The following is a 21088-nucleotide window of genomic DNA, read 5'->3' as shown; positions in this document are numbered from 1 at the left end:
ACGCAGTAGTAAAGGGGGATTCGGGACTTATGAAAAGCTATTTTAAAATTGTAAAAATGATGTTTGCATCAAATAAGCGATTACTATTTGGTGCCTTTGTAGTAATGATGGCATTGATCGCAGTTGAGATGGCAATACCGCTTGGTATAAATGCCATGATCGATATGCTGGAAACGGATAAAGCAGTGTATACCTTTGCGATAGCTGTGCTGCTGTTTGTTATCGGCTATTTTCTTTTATCTCTTTTATCAGGGTTAAATACCAGGCTGTATATCCGTATAGGCAATGATCTTTTATGGAACATGAGACAAAAGATATACAAAGTACTTTGGGGAAGCGAGTACATGGAGTATGTTCAAAAGTCCAAGGACAAATTTAAATATGTCCTGTCAGGACAGACATATACTGCGTTTGCGATTGCAGTGATTTATTCTGTCGGGGGCTTTGTTAATACGCTTACGGTTATAGCTTTTTTGATAATTGCCTTTTGGTATAGCATTCCTGCAGGTATAACGTTAGTCTTAGGGATTGCATTTACACTCGGAACATCATTTATAACAGGCCGTGGCATATTAGGTAATTATGAGCTTTGCGACAAAGCGCATGAACAAGATACTGCGCAGGTATACGAGACGGTGGATATGGTTGAAGCTACTCGTACAAACGGTTTAGAAGATTATTATCTGACTAAGAATAAAAAAATACATGATAGTTTTATGAAACTCTCTGAGAAAGCCGAAGGAAAATCTGCGTTCTTTGAGACAATAGAAAAAAGCTTTACTGACCTTATATACATTATAGTTGCCGGCATGCTGCTTTTGACATCGAACGTAAGTGGCGGAAAGCTTGTAACAGTCCTTTTTATAACAAATACTATTCTTGCTGTCAGCGGGCGAGTTCAGCGCCAGATCCAGGTGATCATCAAGAATATTCCTGCCTTTGACAATGTTGTAAAGCTTATGGATATTCCCATTATTTCCGGAAAAGAGATAAGTGATATCGAGAATATCAGTTTTGAAAACGTAACGCTCGAAATCGATGACAGGAAGATCATGAACAATATTTCTTTTGATATAAATAAGGGCGATAATGTCCTGATCCGTGGTGAAAATGGAAGCGGTAAAAGCTCAATACTTAAGATGATCCTAGGCTTATATAAGCCGTCAAACGGGCAGGTATCTATCAATGATATACCATTTTCTGAGTATGATTCATGCTCTTTTTATAAAGAAATATGCTACGTTTCGCAGGATGAACTTATACTTAATGAAAGCGTCGAAGATTATCTTAGAAATGTAACTCATTCAGATTACAGTGAGGATGAAATAGCGGCAATGCGTAAGAAACTGAATCTGAACCCAGAGATTGATGTTATAGAAGAAAATGGAGCAACCCTTTCCGGAGGTGAAAAGAAGAAGCTTTTCATGATGAAGTGCATGATGGAATCTGATGTATCGCTGGTTATTCTGGATGAGATTGATGCCGGGCTGGACGTTGAAACCAAGGCACTGCTTAAGGATTTGGAAAAAGAGCTGTTGAGTGATCCTGATAAAATGGTCATTAAGATATCTCACATTGATAGTGATGATACAGGATTTGATCAGATTATAGAATTATAACGCAGTAAAACTGATTTATGAAATGTCCATATATTATTTATGCAAAATAATTGCATGAAAAATATGATAATGTTATAATCATAGTGAACAATAGTAAAAATCCTTAACGGAGGAACGGCTATGATTATAGAGATTAGGGCAAAAAACTGCTTCGCATTTGATGAACAGATTGCTTTCTCAATGAAAGCTGATATGCGTAATAAAAAATTTGCCTCAAATGTACATAAAGAAAATAACTTTAATGTCCTTAAGACAGCTGGAATCTATGGCCCTAATAATGCAGGAAAAACCTGCCTTATAAGGTGTATTAAAGCTATAAAAAGCGTTTTACTGAATAAGAAAAATGGCCTTATGTCAAATATTTTTACAGACAACGATATCTGTGAACTTGGAGTCACTTTTTTATCAGGTGGAAGAAAGTTCTCGTATGATTTCAAGTACGATGTCAAGAAAGAGGCTTACGTCTTTGAATCATTTATAGAGGTGTTGAAAGATCAGTACAATAACGAAAAAGAAGTGTGCTGGCTAAAACGCGATACTCTCAATGAAGAATATGAGTGCATAGATACAGAGCTTTTGACAATGATGCCTGTTGTTGCAAAGAATAATGTTATTTTCCACCTTATTGATTCTACAAAATTTAAGGCACTCAATGAGATGAAGGAAGTTCTGGTTGGTTTTGCTGAAAAGATAGATGTTATCAATATGAATAACATCCCTATGGAGCATACCATCGACCTTATGAAAAACAAGAATCAGCTACAGCAGAAAGTTGTTGATTTTATTAAAAATGCAGATCTTTACATGGGCAATTTTGAATATGTGGAAATGGGAAATGTAAAGCTTAATGCTGGTGACGCTGATGAAAAGCCTGAGGAAAAAGTGCTGGATGTTCCAGATAGTGTAATGGATCAGATCAGACTGGTTTCTACATATAAGGGCGTTCAGGTTCCAAGTATGTTATTTGATTCTACAGGAACTAAAAAGATAGCAGCAATGGCAAGTTATGTTATTGAAGCGCTTGAGCAGGGACGAATCTTGGTAGTAGATGAGCTGGATAGCAGTATTCATTTTAAACTTACAAGAGCCACCGTCGCTATGTTTAATAATGAGCTCAATACTGATGCACAGATGATCTTCACAGTACACGATATTAACCTTATGGATTGCAAACGCCTTTTCAGAAAGGAACAGATCTGGTTTGTAGATAAGGATGAAAAGGGCGTTTACGTTTATTCACTGTCTGACTTTACCGCAGAAAATGGTGTGAGAGATACATCTGACATAATAGAAAAGTACCGAAAAGGAGCTTTTGCGGCGTTGCCTGATCCTGAACTGATAAATTCCCTGTTAAGTATAAAGGGAAATGTGAAGGGAGCAGTTGCAGATGGCGAATAGACTTCCTGAACTATATGAAGCGGTAAACAGCAAAGATGAGCATGTTTTTATTGTTAGGAATTGATAATAATCACTTTAGTTGGAGGATATGATGCTTATTCATGAAGTAGATTTAAACGAAGACGTTCTGGCTAAACTAATCAGTTTTTCAGAGGACTGGGCAGCAGAGAACAGTTGCTACGGATATCGTCCAAATGATAAATCAGATATTGAAGGCAATAGAATATTTCTTGCAGAGGACGATGGTACTATTATTGGGTATCTTTTTGGTAAAGTTTGTGAATCTAAGCAGATGAAATCAATAATACCAGAGGGGACTCCATTCTTCGAAGTAGAAGAACTGTATGTAATTTCCGAGAAGCGTTCCCAAGGAGTTGGAGAGAAGCTTTTTAGATTTGCTGAGAACGCTGTCAAAGCAGAGGCAGAATATATGGTTCTGAGCACTGCTACGAAAAACTGGAAGGCTATATTCCATTTTTATATTGATGAACTCAATATGAATTTCTGGAGCGCAAGACTTTTTAAGAAGATAGAGAGATGAAGGTAAGAGACGTGGAGCATTTAGTAACAGTAACATCGGAAATTGAAAAATATGTAGCATTTGCACGTCAAATAAACGCTGACAAAGATTATTCACAGCCTCTCCTGGATTCTGATTTGATAGAGGAGAAGCTTGAAAGGGCTGTTCATAATGCGGATGATCGTGTACTTGCAGTTTTTGATAAAGAGAAAATAATCGGATTATTCGTTCTTCTTGTTATAGATGATGAAAAGTATGTAGAAGAAACTATGGGACTGTCCAGGTCACAAGGTGCCTATATTGAGCTGTTTGCCTATTTGTCACAGTACTTTAACGGTTACCAGATTGATTTTTCCTTTAATCCATGTAATGAAATTCTCAGGAATATTTTAAAGACAAAGAATGCGCTTTTCCGCGAAGAACAGCAAAAAATGGTTTTGAAGCAAATTTTGGAAATTGATGATATATCTGGAATCGAATTGATAGATGATAAATATATCAGAGGTTATCTTGCAATCCATGATACATCGAATTACTGGAACGGGGAAAGAGTACTGGAAGAACCGGACAGATTCTATGTTTTGGTGGCTACTGAAGAAAATAACGTCGTTGGCTATTTGGATCTCACAAAGAATTATGAAGAAAATGAGCCCTATGATGTGTTTGTAAAAGATGAATACCGCAGAAAAGGATATGGCAAAAAACTTCTTGCAAAAGCCATAGAACTGAACAATCCTAAGGGCATGTCTTTGATGGTAGATGTTGATAATGTTCCGGCAATTCGTTTGTATACATCAATTGGGTTTGATAAAGTTGAAGGACAGAACTGCGTATATGCGACTTGGAATGTGTAAAGCTGCATATTAAAAGGGTCTTAAGTATTTATAACAGACAAAAAAATCTACTATCTGTTGGATGAAGTTGCTATGCAATTTCTCGGGGAATTGCAGAATGAGATTGAGGGCCTGCGCAAGTAAACGAAAGTATTAATTATCTTAGAAAAACAGTAGAATAGCCATTTTCACTATGGTATCATAAGGCATATGCTTGCGAAATCGTGAGTATATGCCTTTTATATTAAAACAGTGGAGAAATATACAATGAATAAAGTGCAAATTGATAAATCCTGCGGCGCAGTAGTATTTACAATAGACGGCGAGGAAATTAAATACATTATGGTTGAGGAGGCAAGCGGCTTTTTTAGTCTACCCAAAGGTCATGTTGAAAATGATGAGACTGAGGAAGAGACTGCTATCAGAGAAATAAAAGAAGAGACCGGATTGGAGCTTAGTCTTATACCTGGATTTAGAGAGGTTCAGGAGTATGACCTTTTAGATAGATCTGATGTAAGAAGGCAAATAGTCTTTTTCCTTGCTGAATATAAGGATCAGGAACCGCATATTGTAAGACCTAATGAAGTGAAATCAATAAGAATAAACAATCTGAAAGATACGTTTAAGCTGATAGAGTATGACAGTCTAAAAAATGTGTTGCTGTCAGCAGATAGTTTTATAAAAAAATCATATGAGAAATTAAGAGGAATGGCAGATTATAGCTCTTTTACCATAGAAACTAAGAATGTGATGTTAAAAAAGGCTACGGAGTCAGATTTAGATGACATATATAACAACTTATGGCGACATGAGGAAAGTACAAGATATATGCTCTGGACTGTTACTGATAGTATAGAAAAAGCAAAAGAAAGACTCAGAAAGTCTGTGAAGTTCCAACAGGTCGAAAAGTATGCTTTTTTCGTATATGAAAAGAGATCCGGTAAAGCTATTGGTTTTGCAGGGATGGAAGAGATTAAGCCGGGAGTGTATGAGGATACCGGAATAGCCGTAGGCCCTGAATTTGTAGGGAAGGGATATGGTACGGAAATACTGACGGCTTTCATGGATGAGGCCAGAAAATGCGGTGCACATAAATTTGTCGCATCATGCAGGAAGAAAAATATTGCATCTCATAAACTTATGATGAAATGCGGCCTTTCTTTTTCTCATGATGAGGATAGAACAGATCCGAGGGATGGCAGTCCGTATGTGCTTGAGTTTAATGAGATTGCTTTGAATTGAATGATTTAATATAAAAGCATACGAGCAGATGAGCAAAAGAAAGTCCGATTGGGTTTCCAACCGGACTTTTTGCAACTCATTTACTGATTAAATCTCATTTTTTCTCTCAACATCATCGCTATTCATATATCTATTAATGATGAGGCATACAATTGCGACAATAATTATTCCTACTCCCGGAATATAAAAACTACGTATATCTTTAGTAACATTTATAGCTGAGAAAAAGAATGAGCCAACAGGCATAAATATCATGATAAAAGCGAAGATGACGCTAAATACGCGCCCTTGGAAAGCTTCATCAACACTGGTCTGGATATATGACATGAAATTTATGTTATACATAGCCAGGGTCATACTAAACAAAAGGTATGGGATAAGTCCAATAAGGAGATTGCCTGATAATGCAGCAATAGGGATAAATAACAGGGAAAGTCCAACCAGTACTTCCATTTTTAAAAGAGAAGCTCCGTCCTTTAAATAATTTGCAGCAATCTTGGTATTAACAACTGATCCCAGAATTCCACCAATAGCATCAGCAACAAGAAGCTTGCTATAATATCCGTCAAATGTTCCTTTGTAGAGGATCTCAGTATAAGGTGCCAGTAAGTTATATACGGTGATAAAGAAATTTGTGAAGGCACAGACTATGACTTGGATAAGTATATTCTTTTTCTTATATACATATATGATTCCTGATGGCAGTTCCTTTAATCCTGGTTTCTTTGCTTTCTCGACTTCTGGTTTAAGTGGGTTTAGGAAGACTTCGGAAACAGCTGAAATGAAGAATGAGCCAGCGTTTATAAGTAGAGCTCCCCTTGCCCCGACCAATCCCATAAGTGCCATGCCAAGGATAGGACCGACGATGTTTATGATCTCCATACCGGCATTGTTTACGGAGTTATATTTAACGATCCTGTCTTTTTCTATCATCTGACTTATAACAGCTCTAAAGCATGGTGATTGAAAAGAAAAGACCAGTGCCAGAAGCCCATTAGCGATGATAAGTGCAGCTGCCATATAGTTTGATGTGACAAAAAAGCTTGCTATAAAGCAGAAAGTAGCGCTAAACAGATCTGAAATGATAATGATTTTCTTTTTATTACCAAAATCGGCCAGTAGTCCCCCGATTATGTTAAAGATGATCCCGACAATATATTCCATGCTTTGATACAAGGCCAGTACCCAAGGCTTACTTGTAAATGCAGATACAAGGACGATCTTGTTGGCGTAATCAAAAATGATGTCACCCAATTTTGACGTCAGATGTCCGAATAGTAATATTTTCTCATTGCTTTGTGACTTTGATGATTTCATATTGTTTGTCCTCCTGGGTAAAAAAATAGCCCCATCAAACATATAGTCTGATGAGGCTTAATAAACATATCTATTATGGAGTTATAGTATTAGACCGCATTCCTCCATATTTCCTCATCATTAACAACAAAAACAGACCCCTGAGCATTCACGGGTCTCGCGTTCGCGGCTATAGAATTAATGATGAGTCCATTGTGTATCATAGTTTTTCTGCTTTCTGAAAAATATTAAGTAAAAGTATAGTTGGCTTGTAAAAATAAGTCAACATATAGTATGTTTGATTTTTGATTTAATAAAAGATTACAAATGTAGTAGAATAGCTATTTTCACTATGGTATGATAAGGCATATGTTTAAGAATTCGAAAGAGGAATAATCTAACGATGGGATATTATAAGCCGTGTGATGAGCTGGACAGATGTAGAGCTCTAGGTAAGTATTGGGAAAATGAGGATTTTGAAAAATGGACATCTGAATATCTGAAAATAGCAAAAGAAACAGGTTATCCCCTTGCAGAATGTCAGGTTGGATATGCATATTTGGAAGGTATTGGAGTCGAAAAAGATCTAGAGCAGGGACTATACTGGACTACAAAGGCAGCAGAAGATGGCGACAGAGATGGTCAGTATAACCTGGCATGCTGTTATGAACAAGGAACCGGGACTGCTATAGATATGGAAAAAGCAAGATTCTGGTTTGAAAAAGCGGCTTTACAGAATCATGATCTGGCAATAGAAAAAATGAAAAGAATGTGATTTGTAACAATTTTCGGATTAATGAAAAAGGTATAGAAATGATAGAAATAGTTGAATTTACAAGAGATTACGTTGATAAAGTGATAGATTATGAAAAGAGATTACGTCAGGAAGAGCCAGATACATATTTCTGGGAGCCCGATGATGAGTATAGGGAAAAAATTATAGCTTCTTTTTCAGATGAAAGGTTTGTTAATGCAGTGTCATTTCTTGCGATAGAGAAAGATGCTGTTATTGGCAGAATTGATGCTTCAATCGTATCAAGCCGAAATGATGGAGAGTGTTATGCAGCATACCTTGACTGGATATGTGTTCTCAAAAGTAAAAGGCATCTTAAGGTTGCTCAGATGATGCTTACAAAGCTTCGTGAAGAGCTGAAGAATAGAGGTACATCTATGTTGATAGCACTTATGGCACGAAATGATGAAGCTCAGAGATTTTATAGAAGCGTAGAAAATGCAGAGATCCATGATGAAGGGATTTGGATGAACATTTGATGAGGAAATGTTATGTTGGAATATCATGTGACTACTGACGTAGAAAAGAGCATAATATCTGACTGGAAATATGCTGGAGATTATTCAATCTATAATAGTATTCCCTATGAAGAGCAACTATCGAACCATTCTGGATTTGGAAATCCATGTAATAACTACTACTCGTTTTATGATGGAACATCTTTGGTAGGATACATAAATCTGAAAGAGAAAGAATCTGATGTAGTACTCGGAGTTGGTGTTCATCCGGATATGTGTGGTAAAGGATATGGGCAGACTATAGTAAAATTGGCCATTGAATTATCAAAAGTTGTTTTTGGAGAAAAAACGATTTATATGGAAGTTAGATCATGGAATACTCGAGCAGTGAAATGCTATGAAAAAGCGGGGTTTCATATAATAGGTGAACCATATAGAAAGACAACGCCTATAGGGGAAGGTTTGTTCTATAGGATGCAGATTTAGAGGAACTATGTGATGGATATTAAGCTTGTTTCTGAAAATGAAATTGACAATGCATTGGATCTTATCATACGTGTTTTTATGGAGTTTGAAGCCCCTGATTATTCTGAAGAAGGCGTTGACTCTTTTGTAAATGACATAATTAAAAATGATGATTTTAGAAGAGGCTGTCTAACTGGGCAGTTCAAAATGTATGGAGCTTTTGATGGTAAGAAAATTGTTGCAGTAATGACCATGCGAAAGACTTCACATATTATGCTTGCTTTTGTCGATAGGGATTACCAAAGGCAAGGTATTGGAAAGAGGCTGTTTGAGTATATATGCAATGATATAAGGTCAAACAATGACGATATTTATGAAATCACCGTTAACTCGTCTCCTTATGGCGAAAAATTTTATACAAGCCTCAGATTCATAAGAATATCTGAGGAACAAGAAAAGCATGGGATTAAGTATATTCCTATGGTATATAAGTTGAAAGAATTCAATAGGTACTAAGATTACGGGAACAACATTACTATTTTTAGAAGATATAAAGAATAAGTTTAATCTGAAATCTATCGGTGCATTTACTTATTCTGATAACCTGGCATCTATTAAAGTGTTGGAAAAATCTGGATTTGATTTGGTAGAGTCTTTTGAAGAAGATGGCAGAAAATCCAAATATTTTCAAAAGTGTCTCTAATATAGACTATTTTGGAAAAGAAAAAATAATTCAAGTATAACTGGTACAGAGTGATCGGGAGAAAAAAATAATGGGAAAAATAGACCTTATTCCGGTAAAAGAAAATGAACTCGAACTACTACACAAAATGCAGGTAGAAAGCTTCATGCCCCTATATGAGAAGTACCATGATGATTGTAGTCCTGCAATAGAAACTCTTGAAAGAATTAAGAAAAGAGCAGCCATACCTAACAGGCAGTATTATTTCATAATGCAAGACGTCGATAGAGTCGGAGCGATCAACCTCGGTCACAATGACCCTGAAGAAAAACATATTTCTTTTATCAGTCCCTTATTCATATTGCCGCAGTACCAGGACCAGGGAATGGGTTACAAAGCCATACAGGCTGCGTTTGAACTGTACCAGGAAGTTAAGGAATGGATACTTGAAACAATACTTCAGGAGCCGAGAAACTGCCACTTATACGAAAAATGCGGATTCGTAAGATTCGGCCGCGAAGTGGTTGTGAATGATAAAATGACACTGATAACATACAGGCTTGAAAGAAACGCCCCTAGTAAAGAAGGATAAAAACCATGAAAAAAGTATATCTAAAAGAAGCAAACATGGAAGATGTGCAAAAGGAGTACGAGTTTATTACTCAGCTTCCAGAGGACGAAAACGGCTTCACCAATAAGGATTATGGTTGCTCATACGAAGAGTTTGAAAAGAAGATTCTCCCGGGATATATAGATAAATCCAATGGAATAAACCTTTCTCCCGGACATGTTCCCGGAACAGAATACTTCCTGTGGGATGGCGATACGATCGTAGGACTTTTCAGGATCAGGCATCACCTGTGCGAAGCGCTTGCCAATGGCGCCGGACACATAGGATATGGAATCAAAAAAGAATACCGCGGCAAAGGATATGCCAATGAAGGCCTGCGCCTGACTATAGAAAAGGCATGGGAGATCATTCCGGAAGACGAGATCTATATGTCGGTTCATAAGGATAACCCAGCATCTTTGAAAACGCAGCTTAAGAACGGCGCTTATATCCACCATGAAGATGACAAGGAGTTTTTTACCAGAGTGAAAAGACCTGAGGCTGATCTTGAATTGGTAGAAGCCGATGACAAATATGCTGATGATATCAGTGCATACAGACAGGAATTCATTGACTGCGAAGATCACATGGATGGCTGCGGCTCTCTTAGAAAATTTGAGAATCCGCTTGCGTACATTGAAAATTGCAGGCAGAGGGCAGCAGAAGGCGCGCCTGCGGAGATTGGAGGCCACGCTCAGCAGTTCTTTTGCATAAGAAAATCTGATGAACATCTTATCGGCATGATCTAGTACAGATATGAAGCAGATCCGAAGTTCCAGATAGGATATTCGGTACGTCCATGCGATAGAGGCCATGGCTATGCAAAGTGGATGCTTAAGGAGCTTTTGTTATGGCTTAAACAGCAGGGAATGAAAGATGTTACTATAGCTTGTGAACCTTCTAACATTGCCAGCGAGCATGTGATTCTTAGTTGTGGTGGTAAGGTTGTGGAGACTTGCAATTATAAGGGGATTGAGCTACGGGTGTATTCTTTGGCACTATGATATAAAGATTATGGGAGAGGTACTATTCATAGAAATCTAAGAGAAAAAACGAAATGAGTAATTGACCTTGATGTTGGATGTTTATATTATAATAAAAGAAACAGAAGACTAGATCATCTGTTGACGTAGAAATGTAAATCCCTACTGGCAGGGGGATACATGGAGTCCATGGGCGGGTTTGGTGTGATAACCGCGAGCCAGTTAGGCGTAAGCTGAAAAGAAAACACTAATAAAGCTCCGACATTCTGGCCGGGGCTTTATTTATATTCTAAGCAGGAAATTGTATTAAATAATAGACTGTATGAAAAAAGGGGAGGATTATAAAAATGCCATTTTCTTTAAAAATCACCAGAAAAGGCTTTTTTACCAAAAGAACTATCGATATCGGGGAGATGCTGGAAAACTGCAAATTCAAGTTCGGCACGTACAATGATTTTTACGTATTGGATGAAGGTAAGCACCAGAACAATTCTTGTATTCTATACAATCCGCAGCATATCGGACGTGGCATTTACTTTGATGGGAATAATGATGCGCTCGTAGAGATGTCTATTAATACGCCCACTTCTCAATATGAAATCGAAGACTTCTTTGCTCTCGCTAAGGAGATATGCAGACAGTATAAGAGCTTCGATATTCTTAACGTTGAAGATAATAAGAAGTTCTCATTGGAAGAACTTCTAGGAATAAAAGATGATTTTATTAAGTTCAATTATGATGAACTGCAAAAAGGAATAGAGAAGTCCGATTTTGGTGAAAGAGCTTGGATCATGACAGCTACCATGTGGCCCATATGGATTGATAAACATATGGGTGACAAGATGCGTGAGTCTAAGGATCTTACTGTTTTTTCAAAATTACTCCATGACAAGCAGAACATGGATACGTATTATGCAAAGCCATCGCTTATGCGCAATGAAGTAGATAATTCTATTCTTGCTATATATACACTTACTGAAGATTGCCCAAGCATATTTCCGATGAATTTCAATGATTTTATCAGTGCAAGCAATCCTCAAAACCCTATCAGAGCAGATAAAGGTATGATCAGATTTTTTATCTTCTCAGAAAACAGACCGCTTGATGGAATGTGGGATTATGAAGAGTTCATTAAGTATGTTATGGAACGCGGCGCTACAAAGTATGATGATGCGCATATTCTGATACCGGAATATAACAAGGCTGGTATTGAAGAGATGACTAACTCAATTTTAAGGCATGCTTAAGTTGATAAATAGTATAACAGGGCTTTAACGTTGTAATTTGTAAGTGATTTGATTGTATAGTATTGAAAGTGATTCTATAGTGTAATTTCAAAATCTTCCTATCAGGAAAGTTTTATCATCCAAAATCCTACACTTAGTCTGTTAAGTTCAGCTACCAGGCCGTTTAGAATAAAGGTAGCGAAAACATACATAAGTGAGGATTTGGAAATGAAGAAAAGTACAGGTTACAGAGCTATACTCCATAATTATCAGTACATGAAACTGCTTGTGGCAGGAATAATAAACAGATTTGGGGATTCCATTGATGCAATTGCATCAGCATGGCTGGTATATGAGCTTACAAGCAATGCTATGTGGTCAGCGATAATTTTTGGAGTCAATAAGATTCCATCTGTATTTATCCAGCCATTGGCAGGTGCATGGGTTGAAGGTAAAAAGAAAAAGCCCATCATGGTCGTTACCGATCTTATCAGAGCTATATGTGTGGCAGTTATTGCAACAGGATTCCTTTTTGGATTTCTTAATGCATGGATAATTGTAATTTCTACATTTGTCATTTCGACAGCAGAAGCATTCAGGCTTCCTGCTGGTTCTGCAATAATACCCAAATTACTTAAAAAAGAAGAAATAGTCTATGGAACGTCTTTATCAACGGCTATTTATACAGTTGTTGAACTGATTGGAATGGGCGCTGCAGCCGGAATAATTGCACTTATTGGCACCACAGGTGCAATTTACATTGATATGGTAACATTTGTATTGTCAGCACTTATTATTGCAACAATTAAGATTTCTTCAGATGAGTCAAGAGATATTAATGGAAGTCTGCAGGCTTATTTTGATACATTAAAGCAGGGATTTTCCTACATTGCTCGCAGTAAGGCTGCTATGTTCCTTGTTCTGTTTGCTGCATTTTTGAATGCTATTCTCGTTCCCCTCAACAGCTTAATGGCACCGCTTGCTAATGAAGTTATCTGTACAGGAGCAGAGACTATCTCTTTGATCAGTATAGCTATTACATGTGGAACGCTTTTGGGAACAGTTATTTATCCTATTCTTAGCAGGTTCGTGAGTAAAGAAGTGTTTGTAATAAGCGGAGGCATTTGTATAGGTCTTTACTATCTGGCTGTAATTATTGCCAGGCCTTTATACAATAACACGGCATTTACATACGCATATGTCGCATTTATAAGTTTTATCATGGGAGTGTTTGTATCACTGCTTTCAGCATTTTTGCAGGTAATATTTGTCGAACTTATTGATGAGCAGTATTTTGCAAGAGCTGCTTCCATAATGAATGCCATGGGTAATGCTGCTACACCTGTTATGTCTGTTGTAGTTAGTTTCCTTGCAGCATGGCTTTCTACATCGGTGATATTCGTAGTTATTGGTGCGATTGATGTACTGGTGTGTTTATATTTAATGCTTTCACATACATTATCGGATATCCTTTGTAGTAAAAAGGACATAACAGTCACTTCTTCTGAGTCGGCATAAGGTGTATAGTGATTTAAGAATCGTATTCGATGTAGGAGAACCTTTGGATGCAACACAATTTGAATGAAAACATCAAGAAGTATCGAAAAGAAATGAATCTTACACAGGCAGATCTGGCAGAAGCTTTTGGAGTAACTGAAGGCGCTGTAAGTAAATGGGAGAGCGGAAACACAGTTCCTGATATATCTATACTGATGGATCTTGCGGACTTTTTTGACATATCTGTAGATACATTGCTTGGATACGTCATTTCATCCAAAAGTATAGATGGTATCTCGGATAGAATGAAAAAAGCTCTTGATGAAGGAAAATATGACGAAGCTATCTCTATAGCTGAAAAGGCCGTTGTCAGATATCCGGGGAATTTCAAAATACTTTATAAGTGTGCATATACTTATGAAATGGTATTACCATATAGAAATCCAAAAGAGTATTGCAAAAAGGCCATAGAGCTTTATGAGTCTTCACTTCGTTATTTATCTCAAAACGAGGATCCTGAAATAAATGAATTATCCATAAAAATGCGAATAGCATATGTGAAAATATGGGATGATACAGATAAAGCTCTTATGGATTTTGAAGCACTGAATTATATGGGAATAAATGATGTTCAGATAGCAAGACTCCTTATGAGAAAAGGAAAAGCTGATGAGGCTCTCGATAAATATACCAAAACAATGGTAAGAATGTTAATAGAAAATCTTGATCTGGCAGCAGGCATGTATATAGCTCTTATCAGTACGAATAAAAGCAAAGCATTTGTCGAAGCTTCTGAACTAATGGATTGGTATCTTGCAATCATTGATGCTACCACCAATGGAAAAATAAGCTATTTAACAAAGCTTAAGACAGTAATATTGGTCTTAAAAGCTATGAGCTTATCATGTTCCAAAGAATATGATGGCATGAAGGATTGCATAGACAAAGCTTATGAGATAGCCAAAGAATTTGATAAGAATCCATCCAATGACTTTAATGGAAAAATCAAGTTTTGGCATGCAAGTAAGGATCACAACACATCAGTCTATGATGAAATCGGGCACAGTGCTGTAGATGGCATAGGCAACCTATTGGATGAGATATTACATAAACCTACACCTGAAATGGTTATAAAGAAGATGGAAGCGGCCAGGAAATATTGGGAGAGCATTAAAGAAGAATAAAATATATCGTGTACGATATATTTATGTTGCAAAATATATCTTGCACGATATATTTATACTGCGAAATATATCGTGTATGAAATAAAGCTGTACGATATATATTCTGTAAAATATATCGCACAAGATAATAAAAAAGAGGCGGAGAGAGCAATTTAAGCTTTCTCCGCCCTTTCTTTAAAATTATCTTTTGATCACATGAACCCCGGCCAGCAGTATCATCAAAACTCCAACAACCGTAAAGCAAGCCGACACCCCAAGCCCTGCGACGAAAGCCGACGCGAACAAAAACACGACTTCAACAAAGTTAACACCCATGTTGTAGGCAGATAGCACCTCAGCTCTTTTATCTTCAAGATGATTCTTGTCGATCACCTTATTCTCCATCTCGTCGAATATGTATGCCGGAACACTGACAATAAGCGGAAGAATCAGCATGATCGGAATGATGACCAGCGCGATATTTATTCTTCCAAACACGAGCATGCAGATACCTGAAAGGATGAAGCCCATAACGAAGGCCTTGAAATAGTTCTTTTCCCCGATGGTATCAAGAATCTTCTCAGCAGCCATCTGGAATACTGAGTAGCCGAGGATGATGGCGGTCATCCATTCTTCCGAGATCCCGAGGATTTCAAGCTTGTCTACGTAGAAAAAGTTGATCAGGATAAAAGAGATACTGACGCAAGCGAGTGTAACCATGATTATGATATTCTCGGCATTTAATTTAAGGATGAAGAGCTTTTTGCAAACGCCGTTATGCTCCTTGGCAAAAGAGGTGGCAACATCATCAGCGTTTGTAGCCTTAGTTTTATCTTTTTCTATACCAAGGCTCGTGAGAACCGCGATCACATTCATAGAAGCGGTGAGGATCAGAAGACCTTCGATGCTAAAAAAGTGATAGATGCCGGCGTACATTATAGTGCTGATGATAAAACCGGCAGTACCAAAGTTTCCGACCCTGGCGCTCTTAACAACGTACTCGCCCTCGTCGTACTTCTGATACAGATATGCGCTGATAGTGCCTGAAGTAAAGCAGTTTGCGATTCCTTCAATGATCGCCTCAATGGCGAACACATAGTAGCTTTTGGACAGGAATGCTACAAGCATCATGCTTCTTGCAATTAGTAGCATAACCTGCGACAGGACAATAGTATTCTTATAACCGACAATATCAGTGATCTTACCGGTTGGTATCTCTCCAAGGAAAATAGTAACAGACAGAATTGCCTGTAATATAAAGAACTGGTCAAGGCTGATCCCCGCACGGGTTCTGACCAGAAGCGCCACCGGCGCAAAGAAAACAAGGCCATTTAAGAATGACACAGCTTCGAGGTTGTCTATATGTAGTTTGTTATTCATTGTATTAATCCTCCAACAAAAAGTAAATATTCAGTGTACAAAAATAAACCTGGCAAGCAGGCGATATAATCTTTGTTTTTTACTTTTCGCTAGAAAATTAATGTCTCATTTGTCGCAACCTCTGTGTGTATATTTTGTAATCAAGAATTATTCTAGCAGTGTGAGATGTTGGATTCAAGCTGTTTTTAAAAAAGTAATGGATAATGTTATTCCATTCCCATTACCTGATGTTATGGAGGGATGAGATTTTATTTGAATTTGCGCGCCAGTCATTGTTACAACATTGTAAGATGGCTGGCGCTATTTTTTATTGACCGCTCGCCAATCCCAGTGCTACAATCATCCAGGAAACGAAATCATTGATTTGCTCACTTACGAGCAGAAAGGAGGACAATTATGACATCAAACATGAATACTAATTACGCAACTATATATACAAGAGGCATGGTTGTCCTTAGTCTCATAGGCTGATATTTCTACCAGCTTTTTCCATGTAAAGGATATAGAACCACTCGGCTTAGAATAATCTTTATTCGACTGAAGGTGACGAGTCAGTACATTAGGACAACTAATATGACCTCTAATGCTATTCAGAGGTGTTTTTGGCATGCCCAAAACACCCACGGAGGTTTTATTTTGATACAAATAAACGGAAAATACGCAACCGCCAGGATCATGTGCATAGGAGAGACACCTGGCGAAAACATTGAGCAGTACGCCCTTTCTCAGATTCAGATGATCGCAGATAATGAGGCATCTAAAGGAAGTAATATCTGCGTCATGCCTGATGTGCACTCGGGTAAGGTTGGCCCCATAGGACTTACAATGACAATAACTGATGCAGTGAATCCGTCACTTGTTGGAATAGACATTGGCTGCGGGATGAGCATGGTCAAGCTTGGCAGGATAAGGAAAGAATACCAGAAGCTTGACGCAGTCATTAGAGACAAAGTACCTGCAGGCTTCAAAATAAGAGACAACGCCCATGACATGGCTAGTCAGTTTGATTTTGAAAGACTGATCTGCACCAGACATATTAGAAAAGATAAAGCGCTATTAAGCCTTGGAACTCTGGGAGGAGGTAATCATTTTATAGAAATCGATGTGGATGAAAATGGCGATAGTTATCTAATTGTCCACAGCGGCAGCAGACATCTTGGAAAAGAAGTGGCAGAGTATTATTCAAAGCTTGCCTATCAGCATCTAAGAAAAATGGGCAGAGATGATGTTCCGATAGAGCTTTCATTCCTTACAGGCGATAACGTGTCAGATTACCTTCACGATGCCAGTATCGTTCAGGAATATGCCCAGCTTAATCGCAGGATCATGATCAAAGAGATCTGCAAGGTTATGAAATGGAAGCCTGTTGAAGAAAAAAGCTGCATCCATAATTATATTGACAATAGCCATGGTGAAGTAATACTAAGAAAAGGAGCTATATCAGCTCGTGAAAACGAAGATGTGATCATCCCTATCAATATGAAAGATGGAGTGATCATAGGTAAGGGGAAAGGCAATAAGGACTGGAACTACTCAGCCCCTCACGGAGCAGGCAGAATCTCATCAAGAAAAGAAGTTCTTGAATCCCACACAGTTTCAGAGTTTAAAGCTACTATGAAAGGCATATACTCAACCTGCATCAGTAAAGAAACTCTTGACGAAGCCCCTTTTGCCTACAGAAATATTGACTATATCAAAGAAGCAGTGAAAGACTCTGTGGATATCACGAATATCCTGACTCCCGTCTATAACTACAAGGGAGGTGATGAGCGATGATAATGCAGATAAGTTCAGGTATGGGACCTATTGAATGCAGAGCCGCCGTAGGTGGTATATTCAGAGCCCTCCAAAAAGAGTATCCGGATATTCAGCAGATTACATGTAATAAGGGCGAAGCTGAAGAAATTTACTCTTCAATTATTTTTTCTTCAGATCAGGACCTGTCTCATTTGCAGGGTACAATGGAGTGGATTTGTAAGAGCAAATTCAGACCCAGTCATAAGAGGAAAAACTGGTTCGTAGACGTAAGCATAATTCCTGAAGCAGACGAAGTCTATGAGAAGATTAACCCTGATGATATCACTATCGAAAGCTATAGAAGCGGCGGCCCCGGCGGTCAGCATGTAAACAAGACTGAATCCGGAGTTAGAATAACACACCTGCCAAGCGGCATAACCGTAACATCCACCAAAGAACGAAGCCAGTACATGAACAAGCAGGATGCACTTAGAAAGCTATCTGCAATCCTTAAGAATGCAAATATTGCAAGTAGAGATAGTCAGAAGGCTGTGGCTTGGGCCAAGCACGCACAGATACAGAGAGGGAATCCGGTGAGGATTTATGAAGGAGAGAGGTTTTTATTGAAAAAAACAATAATAGTGTAAAAATGATTTTATTTGATTATTGAGTAAATAACGCCGCTAGTATAATAGATAGCGGCGTTGTTGCTTTGAGTTATTCTGAGTCTTTGGATTCTGATGAACTGTCGTATTCAGAGTTCTCTTTGTTTGGATTGGGAGTAATTGAAACGTACGTATATCTGTCTTGAATTTTGCATGCCAATATGCTATTCTTACGAAGCTGTGAATTTCTATCACAGTTCTTTTTCCAATCTGGAGAGGCTTAGCAGTTCTTGCATATGCCGATTTCAACGATGGAAGGATTATTATTTGTAGGAGGCATATGTGTATGCAAAATGACAAGCAAACTAAAAAGGACGCGCCGATTTTCTCGGACTTTTCGTACGATGATGCGTTCAGGACTATGGAGACGGAGTGCGATGATATTGTGATTCCCTTTGTGAACTATTTTTACAATGAGAATTATGATAACAGCGCACAAATAACGCGTCTTAGGAACGAACACTTCATTGAACATGAGGATCAGTCTGATGAGAAGAGGATTACTGATTCTCATTTCAAGATAACTCAGAATGGTGTCAGCAAGATCTACCATATCGAGTGTGAAAGCAGTTCTTTTGACAATTCTATTCTGGTAAGGTTGTTTGAGTACGATTCCCAGATTGCGATTGATGAAAGTGAGACAGAAGGTACTGTTCTGAGGGTAAAGTTTCCGTATACCGGACTGCTTCTTTTACGAAAGTCAAATAAGGCGCCAGGCAGAGCGGAGGTTATCATTCAGACGCCGAAGGGTGAGATATCTTATGATGTTACGATCATGAAAATGTCTGATTTTACCATAGATCATCTGTTTGAGAATCGGTTGTATCTTATGATTCCGTTTTATATTTTCAACTATGAGAGGCAGCTTAAGAAGATTAATATGGATGAGGATAAGACGGAGGCACTTGCGGAAGAGTTTCGTTGTATCATCGACAGGCTGGATGAGGAACTTGATAATGGCAAGTTGTCAGCGCTGTCGCACAATGCTATCATAAGATTAACACATAAAGTTGTTTACAAACTATCCATGAAACATGATAAGGTTCAGGAAAAGGTAGGTGGAATTATGGGTGGTAAGGTATTGGATTTGCCGGAGTTTAGGGTTTTTCGTGAAGGTAAGGAAGAGGGCCTCATTGAGGGCGAAGCCAGGGGCTTGAAACAAGGCGAAGAAATGCGCCAGCAGATGGCCGAGGAGATAAAACTAGGCGAAGAAGTACGAAAACAGATGGCTGAAGAAATTGAGGCACTTCAAAAAGAGCTGAAAAAACTCAAAAATGATAAGTCTTAATAGGCAATTCATAAATTTGAATTATATTTTTGGATTTAAAGCTCCTGATGTCTGGTACGAAGATACTTGGCATTAGGAGCTTTTTATGAATTGACGTACAAATAATGACAGGGAATAAAAGAAATGCAGCTTGGAAGATACGAAATCGAAAATACTGACATAAAGATAGACGATATTGCCAAGAAGGTACTAGCGTCTGAAGATATAAAGAAGATCACCAGAATCTGCGAGCGCTATTCCGATGAAGAGGATGATTACAGGGAATATGACGTTTACAAGATAACAACTACATCAAAGGAACTGATCCTTAAGAAAACTTCAGAGCGTGAAGCTACTAATTATGAAAAGTACTTAAGTGGACACGGTTTTAACGTCCCTGAGTTTTATGGTAGCCACATAGACGGAGAAGATATTTGGATTGTTATAGAGAACATCGAAGGTGAAGATCTTAGAAATGTGACAGATGCGCTGGCTATAGCAGCTGCTGATAGCTTGTCTGAGATACAGAATAGTTGCTGGAATTCATCTGATACCAAGCGCTTTGATGTTTATATGGAGAGGATTGGCAGAAGATATGCTTTTATTAAGGGCGATCTTGTTATTGGAAAGGCATATGCTCTTTTCCTTGAACGTCAGAAGACTTGTCCCAGAACGTTGTCTAACGGTGATTTTATGGAGTTTAATGCCGTGGTAAAAGAAGGAACAGTCTACATTATTGACTGGGGCTTTGGCGGCGTGATGCCGTATTCTCTCGATATCGCAAGGTTCATCGCTCATGCCACTGAAGATAGAGCAACGTTCCCGTTTTATATGAATGATGCGCAGAAAAAACTCTTTGTAGAAGGCGTGTATGAAAGTCTTAATGATAAGCCTGATCATGAGCAGTATATTAGGGATATTAAGCTGGCTGTGCTTAATGAATATGTAGAATTTGTAGAAGCGGATGAAGACGAGGATCACTGGTACTATGAACACGCCAGGGAATTGGCAGAAGAAATAAATGGCTGGAAATAGTTAGATTATTACATTGAATAAAACCTGATTTTTCAATATTGTAGAGGTTTTATTGCGGTTAGTCAAAAATGATGTTGAGGAACGCTATAAAATCAGAATGATGCAAGCTCAAATATAGCTTGCCAGAAAGGCATAGGTTGTAAAAAGCATTCATGTCATATAGAATTAAGGCAAGATGCTTTTTTCGTGCATAAAACCTATGATAGCAGGAGAAAAAAC

The 21088-nt window shown here is 38.1% G+C and carries 20 protein-coding genes and 1 pseudogene; 19 read left to right on the top strand and 2 right to left on the bottom strand.

Features of this window, described 5'->3' with window-relative positions:
* The first annotated feature begins 29 nt into the window (after positions 1 to 29).
* The 5 genes from WAA20_RS10510 to WAA20_RS10490 all read left to right on the top strand — a co-directional run bounded on the left by WAA20_RS10510 (position 30) and on the right by WAA20_RS10490 (position 5612).
* A complete protein-coding gene (locus tag WAA20_RS10510; protein ID WP_073389881.1) occupies positions 30 to 1619 on the top strand; it encodes an ABC transporter ATP-binding protein in 1590 nt (529 codons plus the stop codon).
* 120 nt (positions 1620 to 1739) lie between these two features.
* Positions 1740 to 3017: an ATP/GTP-binding protein gene (locus tag WAA20_RS10505; RefSeq protein WP_073389879.1), complete on the top strand. Its 1278-nt coding sequence runs from the start codon at positions 1740 to 1742 to the stop codon at positions 3015 to 3017.
* Positions 3018 to 3108: 91 nt separating this feature from the next.
* Positions 3109 to 3558, top strand: a complete 450-nt coding sequence (locus tag WAA20_RS10500) for a GNAT family N-acetyltransferase (protein WP_073389877.1) — start codon at positions 3109 to 3111, stop codon at positions 3556 to 3558.
* Entirely contained in the window at positions 3555 to 4391 is an 837-nt protein-coding gene (locus WAA20_RS10495; RefSeq protein WP_073389876.1) for a GNAT family N-acetyltransferase, read from the top strand. Before WAA20_RS10500 ends, WAA20_RS10495 begins: the two co-directional genes overlap by 4 nt.
* A gap of 246 nt (positions 4392 to 4637) precedes the next feature.
* Complete coding sequence (locus tag WAA20_RS10490; RefSeq protein ID WP_081373960.1) at positions 4638 to 5612, top strand: GNAT family N-acetyltransferase; 975 nt, start codon at positions 4638 to 4640, stop codon at positions 5610 to 5612.
* An 87-nt stretch (positions 5613 to 5699) separates the two neighbouring features.
* Here the strand turns inward: WAA20_RS10490 and WAA20_RS10485 are convergent, their stop codons facing one another.
* On the bottom strand, positions 5700 to 6929 hold the full coding sequence (locus WAA20_RS10485; protein WP_073389874.1) for an MFS transporter: 1230 nt from the start codon (positions 6927 to 6929) through the stop codon (positions 5700 to 5702).
* A 382-nt stretch (positions 6930 to 7311) separates the two neighbouring features.
* Between WAA20_RS10485 and WAA20_RS10480 the strand changes: the two genes are divergently transcribed.
* From WAA20_RS10480 to WAA20_RS10435, 10 genes and pseudogenes are all read left to right on the top strand, one after another.
* Positions 7312 to 7683 (top strand): tetratricopeptide repeat protein, encoded by a 372-nt coding sequence (locus tag WAA20_RS10480; protein ID WP_073389873.1) that lies wholly within the window; start codon positions 7312 to 7314, stop codon positions 7681 to 7683.
* A 38-nt stretch (positions 7684 to 7721) separates the two neighbouring features.
* Entirely contained in the window at positions 7722 to 8180 is a 459-nt protein-coding gene (locus WAA20_RS10475; RefSeq protein WP_073389871.1) for a GNAT family N-acetyltransferase, read from the top strand.
* Between the two features lie 12 nt (positions 8181 to 8192).
* The gene (locus WAA20_RS10470; RefSeq protein ID WP_073389870.1) at positions 8193 to 8645 is read left to right on the top strand and encodes a GNAT family N-acetyltransferase; all 453 of its coding nucleotides are present in this window, start codon (positions 8193 to 8195) and stop codon (positions 8643 to 8645) included.
* 12 nt (positions 8646 to 8657) lie between these two features.
* Entirely contained in the window at positions 8658 to 9140 is a 483-nt protein-coding gene (locus WAA20_RS10465; RefSeq protein WP_073389868.1) for a GNAT family N-acetyltransferase, read from the top strand.
* Positions 9141 to 9397: 257 nt separating this feature from the next.
* Positions 9398 to 9898: a GNAT family N-acetyltransferase gene (locus tag WAA20_RS10460; RefSeq protein ID WP_073389867.1), complete on the top strand. Its 501-nt coding sequence runs from the start codon at positions 9398 to 9400 to the stop codon at positions 9896 to 9898.
* Between the two features lie 5 nt (positions 9899 to 9903).
* A complete protein-coding gene (locus tag WAA20_RS10455) occupies positions 9904 to 10665 on the top strand; it encodes a GNAT family N-acetyltransferase (RefSeq protein WP_073389865.1) in 762 nt (253 codons plus the stop codon).
* A gap of 21 nt (positions 10666 to 10686) precedes the next feature.
* Positions 10687 to 10920: pseudogene (locus WAA20_RS10450) on the top strand (GNAT family N-acetyltransferase); the annotation flags it as partial.
* A 326-nt stretch (positions 10921 to 11246) separates the two neighbouring features.
* Positions 11247 to 12146, top strand: coding sequence for a DUF4299 family protein (locus WAA20_RS10445; protein ID WP_073389863.1), 900 nt, complete (start codon positions 11247 to 11249; stop codon positions 12144 to 12146).
* 207 nt (positions 12147 to 12353) lie between these two features.
* Positions 12354 to 13643 (top strand): MFS transporter, encoded by a 1290-nt coding sequence (locus tag WAA20_RS10440; RefSeq protein WP_139263850.1) that lies wholly within the window; start codon positions 12354 to 12356, stop codon positions 13641 to 13643.
* A 47-nt stretch (positions 13644 to 13690) separates the two neighbouring features.
* Complete coding sequence (locus tag WAA20_RS10435) at positions 13691 to 14806, top strand: helix-turn-helix transcriptional regulator (protein WP_073389860.1); 1116 nt, start codon at positions 13691 to 13693, stop codon at positions 14804 to 14806.
* Positions 14807 to 14986: 180 nt separating this feature from the next.
* On the opposite strand, the gene WAA20_RS10430 is transcribed toward WAA20_RS10435, so the two are convergent.
* Entirely contained in the window at positions 14987 to 16165 is a 1179-nt protein-coding gene (locus WAA20_RS10430; RefSeq protein ID WP_073389859.1) for an MFS transporter, read from the bottom strand.
* A gap of 675 nt (positions 16166 to 16840) precedes the next feature.
* Here WAA20_RS10430 and WAA20_RS10425 point away from each other — a divergent pair.
* The 4 genes from WAA20_RS10425 to WAA20_RS10410 all read left to right on the top strand — a co-directional run bounded on the left by WAA20_RS10425 (position 16841) and on the right by WAA20_RS10410 (position 20869).
* Entirely contained in the window at positions 16841 to 17941 is a 1101-nt protein-coding gene (locus WAA20_RS10425; RefSeq protein WP_207649305.1) for an RtcB family protein, read from the top strand.
* Positions 17938 to 18549: a peptide chain release factor H gene (prfH, locus tag WAA20_RS10420; protein WP_073389856.1), complete on the top strand. Its 612-nt coding sequence runs from the start codon at positions 17938 to 17940 to the stop codon at positions 18547 to 18549. Before WAA20_RS10425 ends, prfH begins: the two co-directional genes overlap by 4 nt.
* 304 nt (positions 18550 to 18853) lie before the next feature.
* Entirely contained in the window at positions 18854 to 19855 is a 1002-nt protein-coding gene (locus WAA20_RS10415; RefSeq protein WP_073389854.1) for a hypothetical protein, read from the top strand.
* A gap of 123 nt (positions 19856 to 19978) precedes the next feature.
* Positions 19979 to 20869 (top strand): aminoglycoside phosphotransferase family protein, encoded by an 891-nt coding sequence (locus tag WAA20_RS10410; protein ID WP_073389853.1) that lies wholly within the window; start codon positions 19979 to 19981, stop codon positions 20867 to 20869.
* The last annotated feature ends 219 nt before the right edge of the window (positions 20870 to 21088 follow it).

This window comes from Butyrivibrio fibrisolvens (assembly GCF_037113525.1).
Taxonomy (GTDB): domain Bacteria; phylum Bacillota; class Clostridia; order Lachnospirales; family Lachnospiraceae; genus Butyrivibrio; species Butyrivibrio fibrisolvens.
The sequence above is the reverse complement of the archived record's forward strand: the minus strand, read 5'-3'. Positions and strand labels throughout refer to the sequence as shown.

Bases quoted from the DNA above. Each gene is read 5' to 3' on its own strand.
- WAA20_RS10470 (WP_073389870.1), top strand. From the start codon at position 8,193: ATGTTGGAATATCATGTGACTACTGACGTAGAAAAGAGCATAATATCT.
- WAA20_RS10485 (WP_073389874.1), bottom strand. From the start codon at position 6,929: ATGAAATCATCAAAGTCACAAAGCAATGAGAAAATATTACTATTCGGA.
- WAA20_RS10445 (WP_073389863.1), top strand. From the start codon at position 11,247: ATGCCATTTTCTTTAAAAATCACCAGAAAAGGCTTTTTTACCAAAAGA.
- WAA20_RS10415 (WP_073389854.1), top strand. From the start codon at position 18,854: ATGCAAAATGACAAGCAAACTAAAAAGGACGCGCCGATTTTCTCGGAC.
- WAA20_RS10440 (WP_139263850.1), top strand. From the start codon at position 12,354: ATGAAGAAAAGTACAGGTTACAGAGCTATACTCCATAATTATCAGTAC.
- WAA20_RS10455 (WP_073389865.1), top strand. From the start codon at position 9,904: ATGAAAAAAGTATATCTAAAAGAAGCAAACATGGAAGATGTGCAAAAG.
- prfH (WP_073389856.1), top strand. From the start codon at position 17,938: ATGATAATGCAGATAAGTTCAGGTATGGGACCTATTGAATGCAGAGCC.
- WAA20_RS10465 (WP_073389868.1), top strand. From the start codon at position 8,658: ATGGATATTAAGCTTGTTTCTGAAAATGAAATTGACAATGCATTGGAT.
- WAA20_RS10500 (WP_073389877.1), top strand. From the start codon at position 3,109: ATGCTTATTCATGAAGTAGATTTAAACGAAGACGTTCTGGCTAAACTA.
- WAA20_RS10505 (WP_073389879.1), top strand. From the start codon at position 1,740: ATGATTATAGAGATTAGGGCAAAAAACTGCTTCGCATTTGATGAACAG.
- WAA20_RS10410 (WP_073389853.1), top strand. From the start codon at position 19,979: ATGCAGCTTGGAAGATACGAAATCGAAAATACTGACATAAAGATAGAC.
- WAA20_RS10460 (WP_073389867.1), top strand. From the start codon at position 9,398: ATGGGAAAAATAGACCTTATTCCGGTAAAAGAAAATGAACTCGAACTA.
- WAA20_RS10435 (WP_073389860.1), top strand. From the start codon at position 13,691: ATGCAACACAATTTGAATGAAAACATCAAGAAGTATCGAAAAGAAATG.
- WAA20_RS10490 (WP_081373960.1), top strand. From the start codon at position 4,638: ATGAATAAAGTGCAAATTGATAAATCCTGCGGCGCAGTAGTATTTACA.
- WAA20_RS10430 (WP_073389859.1), bottom strand. From the start codon at position 16,165: ATGAATAACAAACTACATATAGACAACCTCGAAGCTGTGTCATTCTTA.
- WAA20_RS10425 (WP_207649305.1), top strand. From the start codon at position 16,841: ATGTGCATAGGAGAGACACCTGGCGAAAACATTGAGCAGTACGCCCTT.
- WAA20_RS10480 (WP_073389873.1), top strand. From the start codon at position 7,312: ATGGGATATTATAAGCCGTGTGATGAGCTGGACAGATGTAGAGCTCTA.
- WAA20_RS10495 (WP_073389876.1), top strand. From the start codon at position 3,555: ATGAAGGTAAGAGACGTGGAGCATTTAGTAACAGTAACATCGGAAATT.
- WAA20_RS10510 (WP_073389881.1), top strand. From the start codon at position 30: ATGAAAAGCTATTTTAAAATTGTAAAAATGATGTTTGCATCAAATAAG.
- WAA20_RS10475 (WP_073389871.1), top strand. From the start codon at position 7,722: ATGATAGAAATAGTTGAATTTACAAGAGATTACGTTGATAAAGTGATA.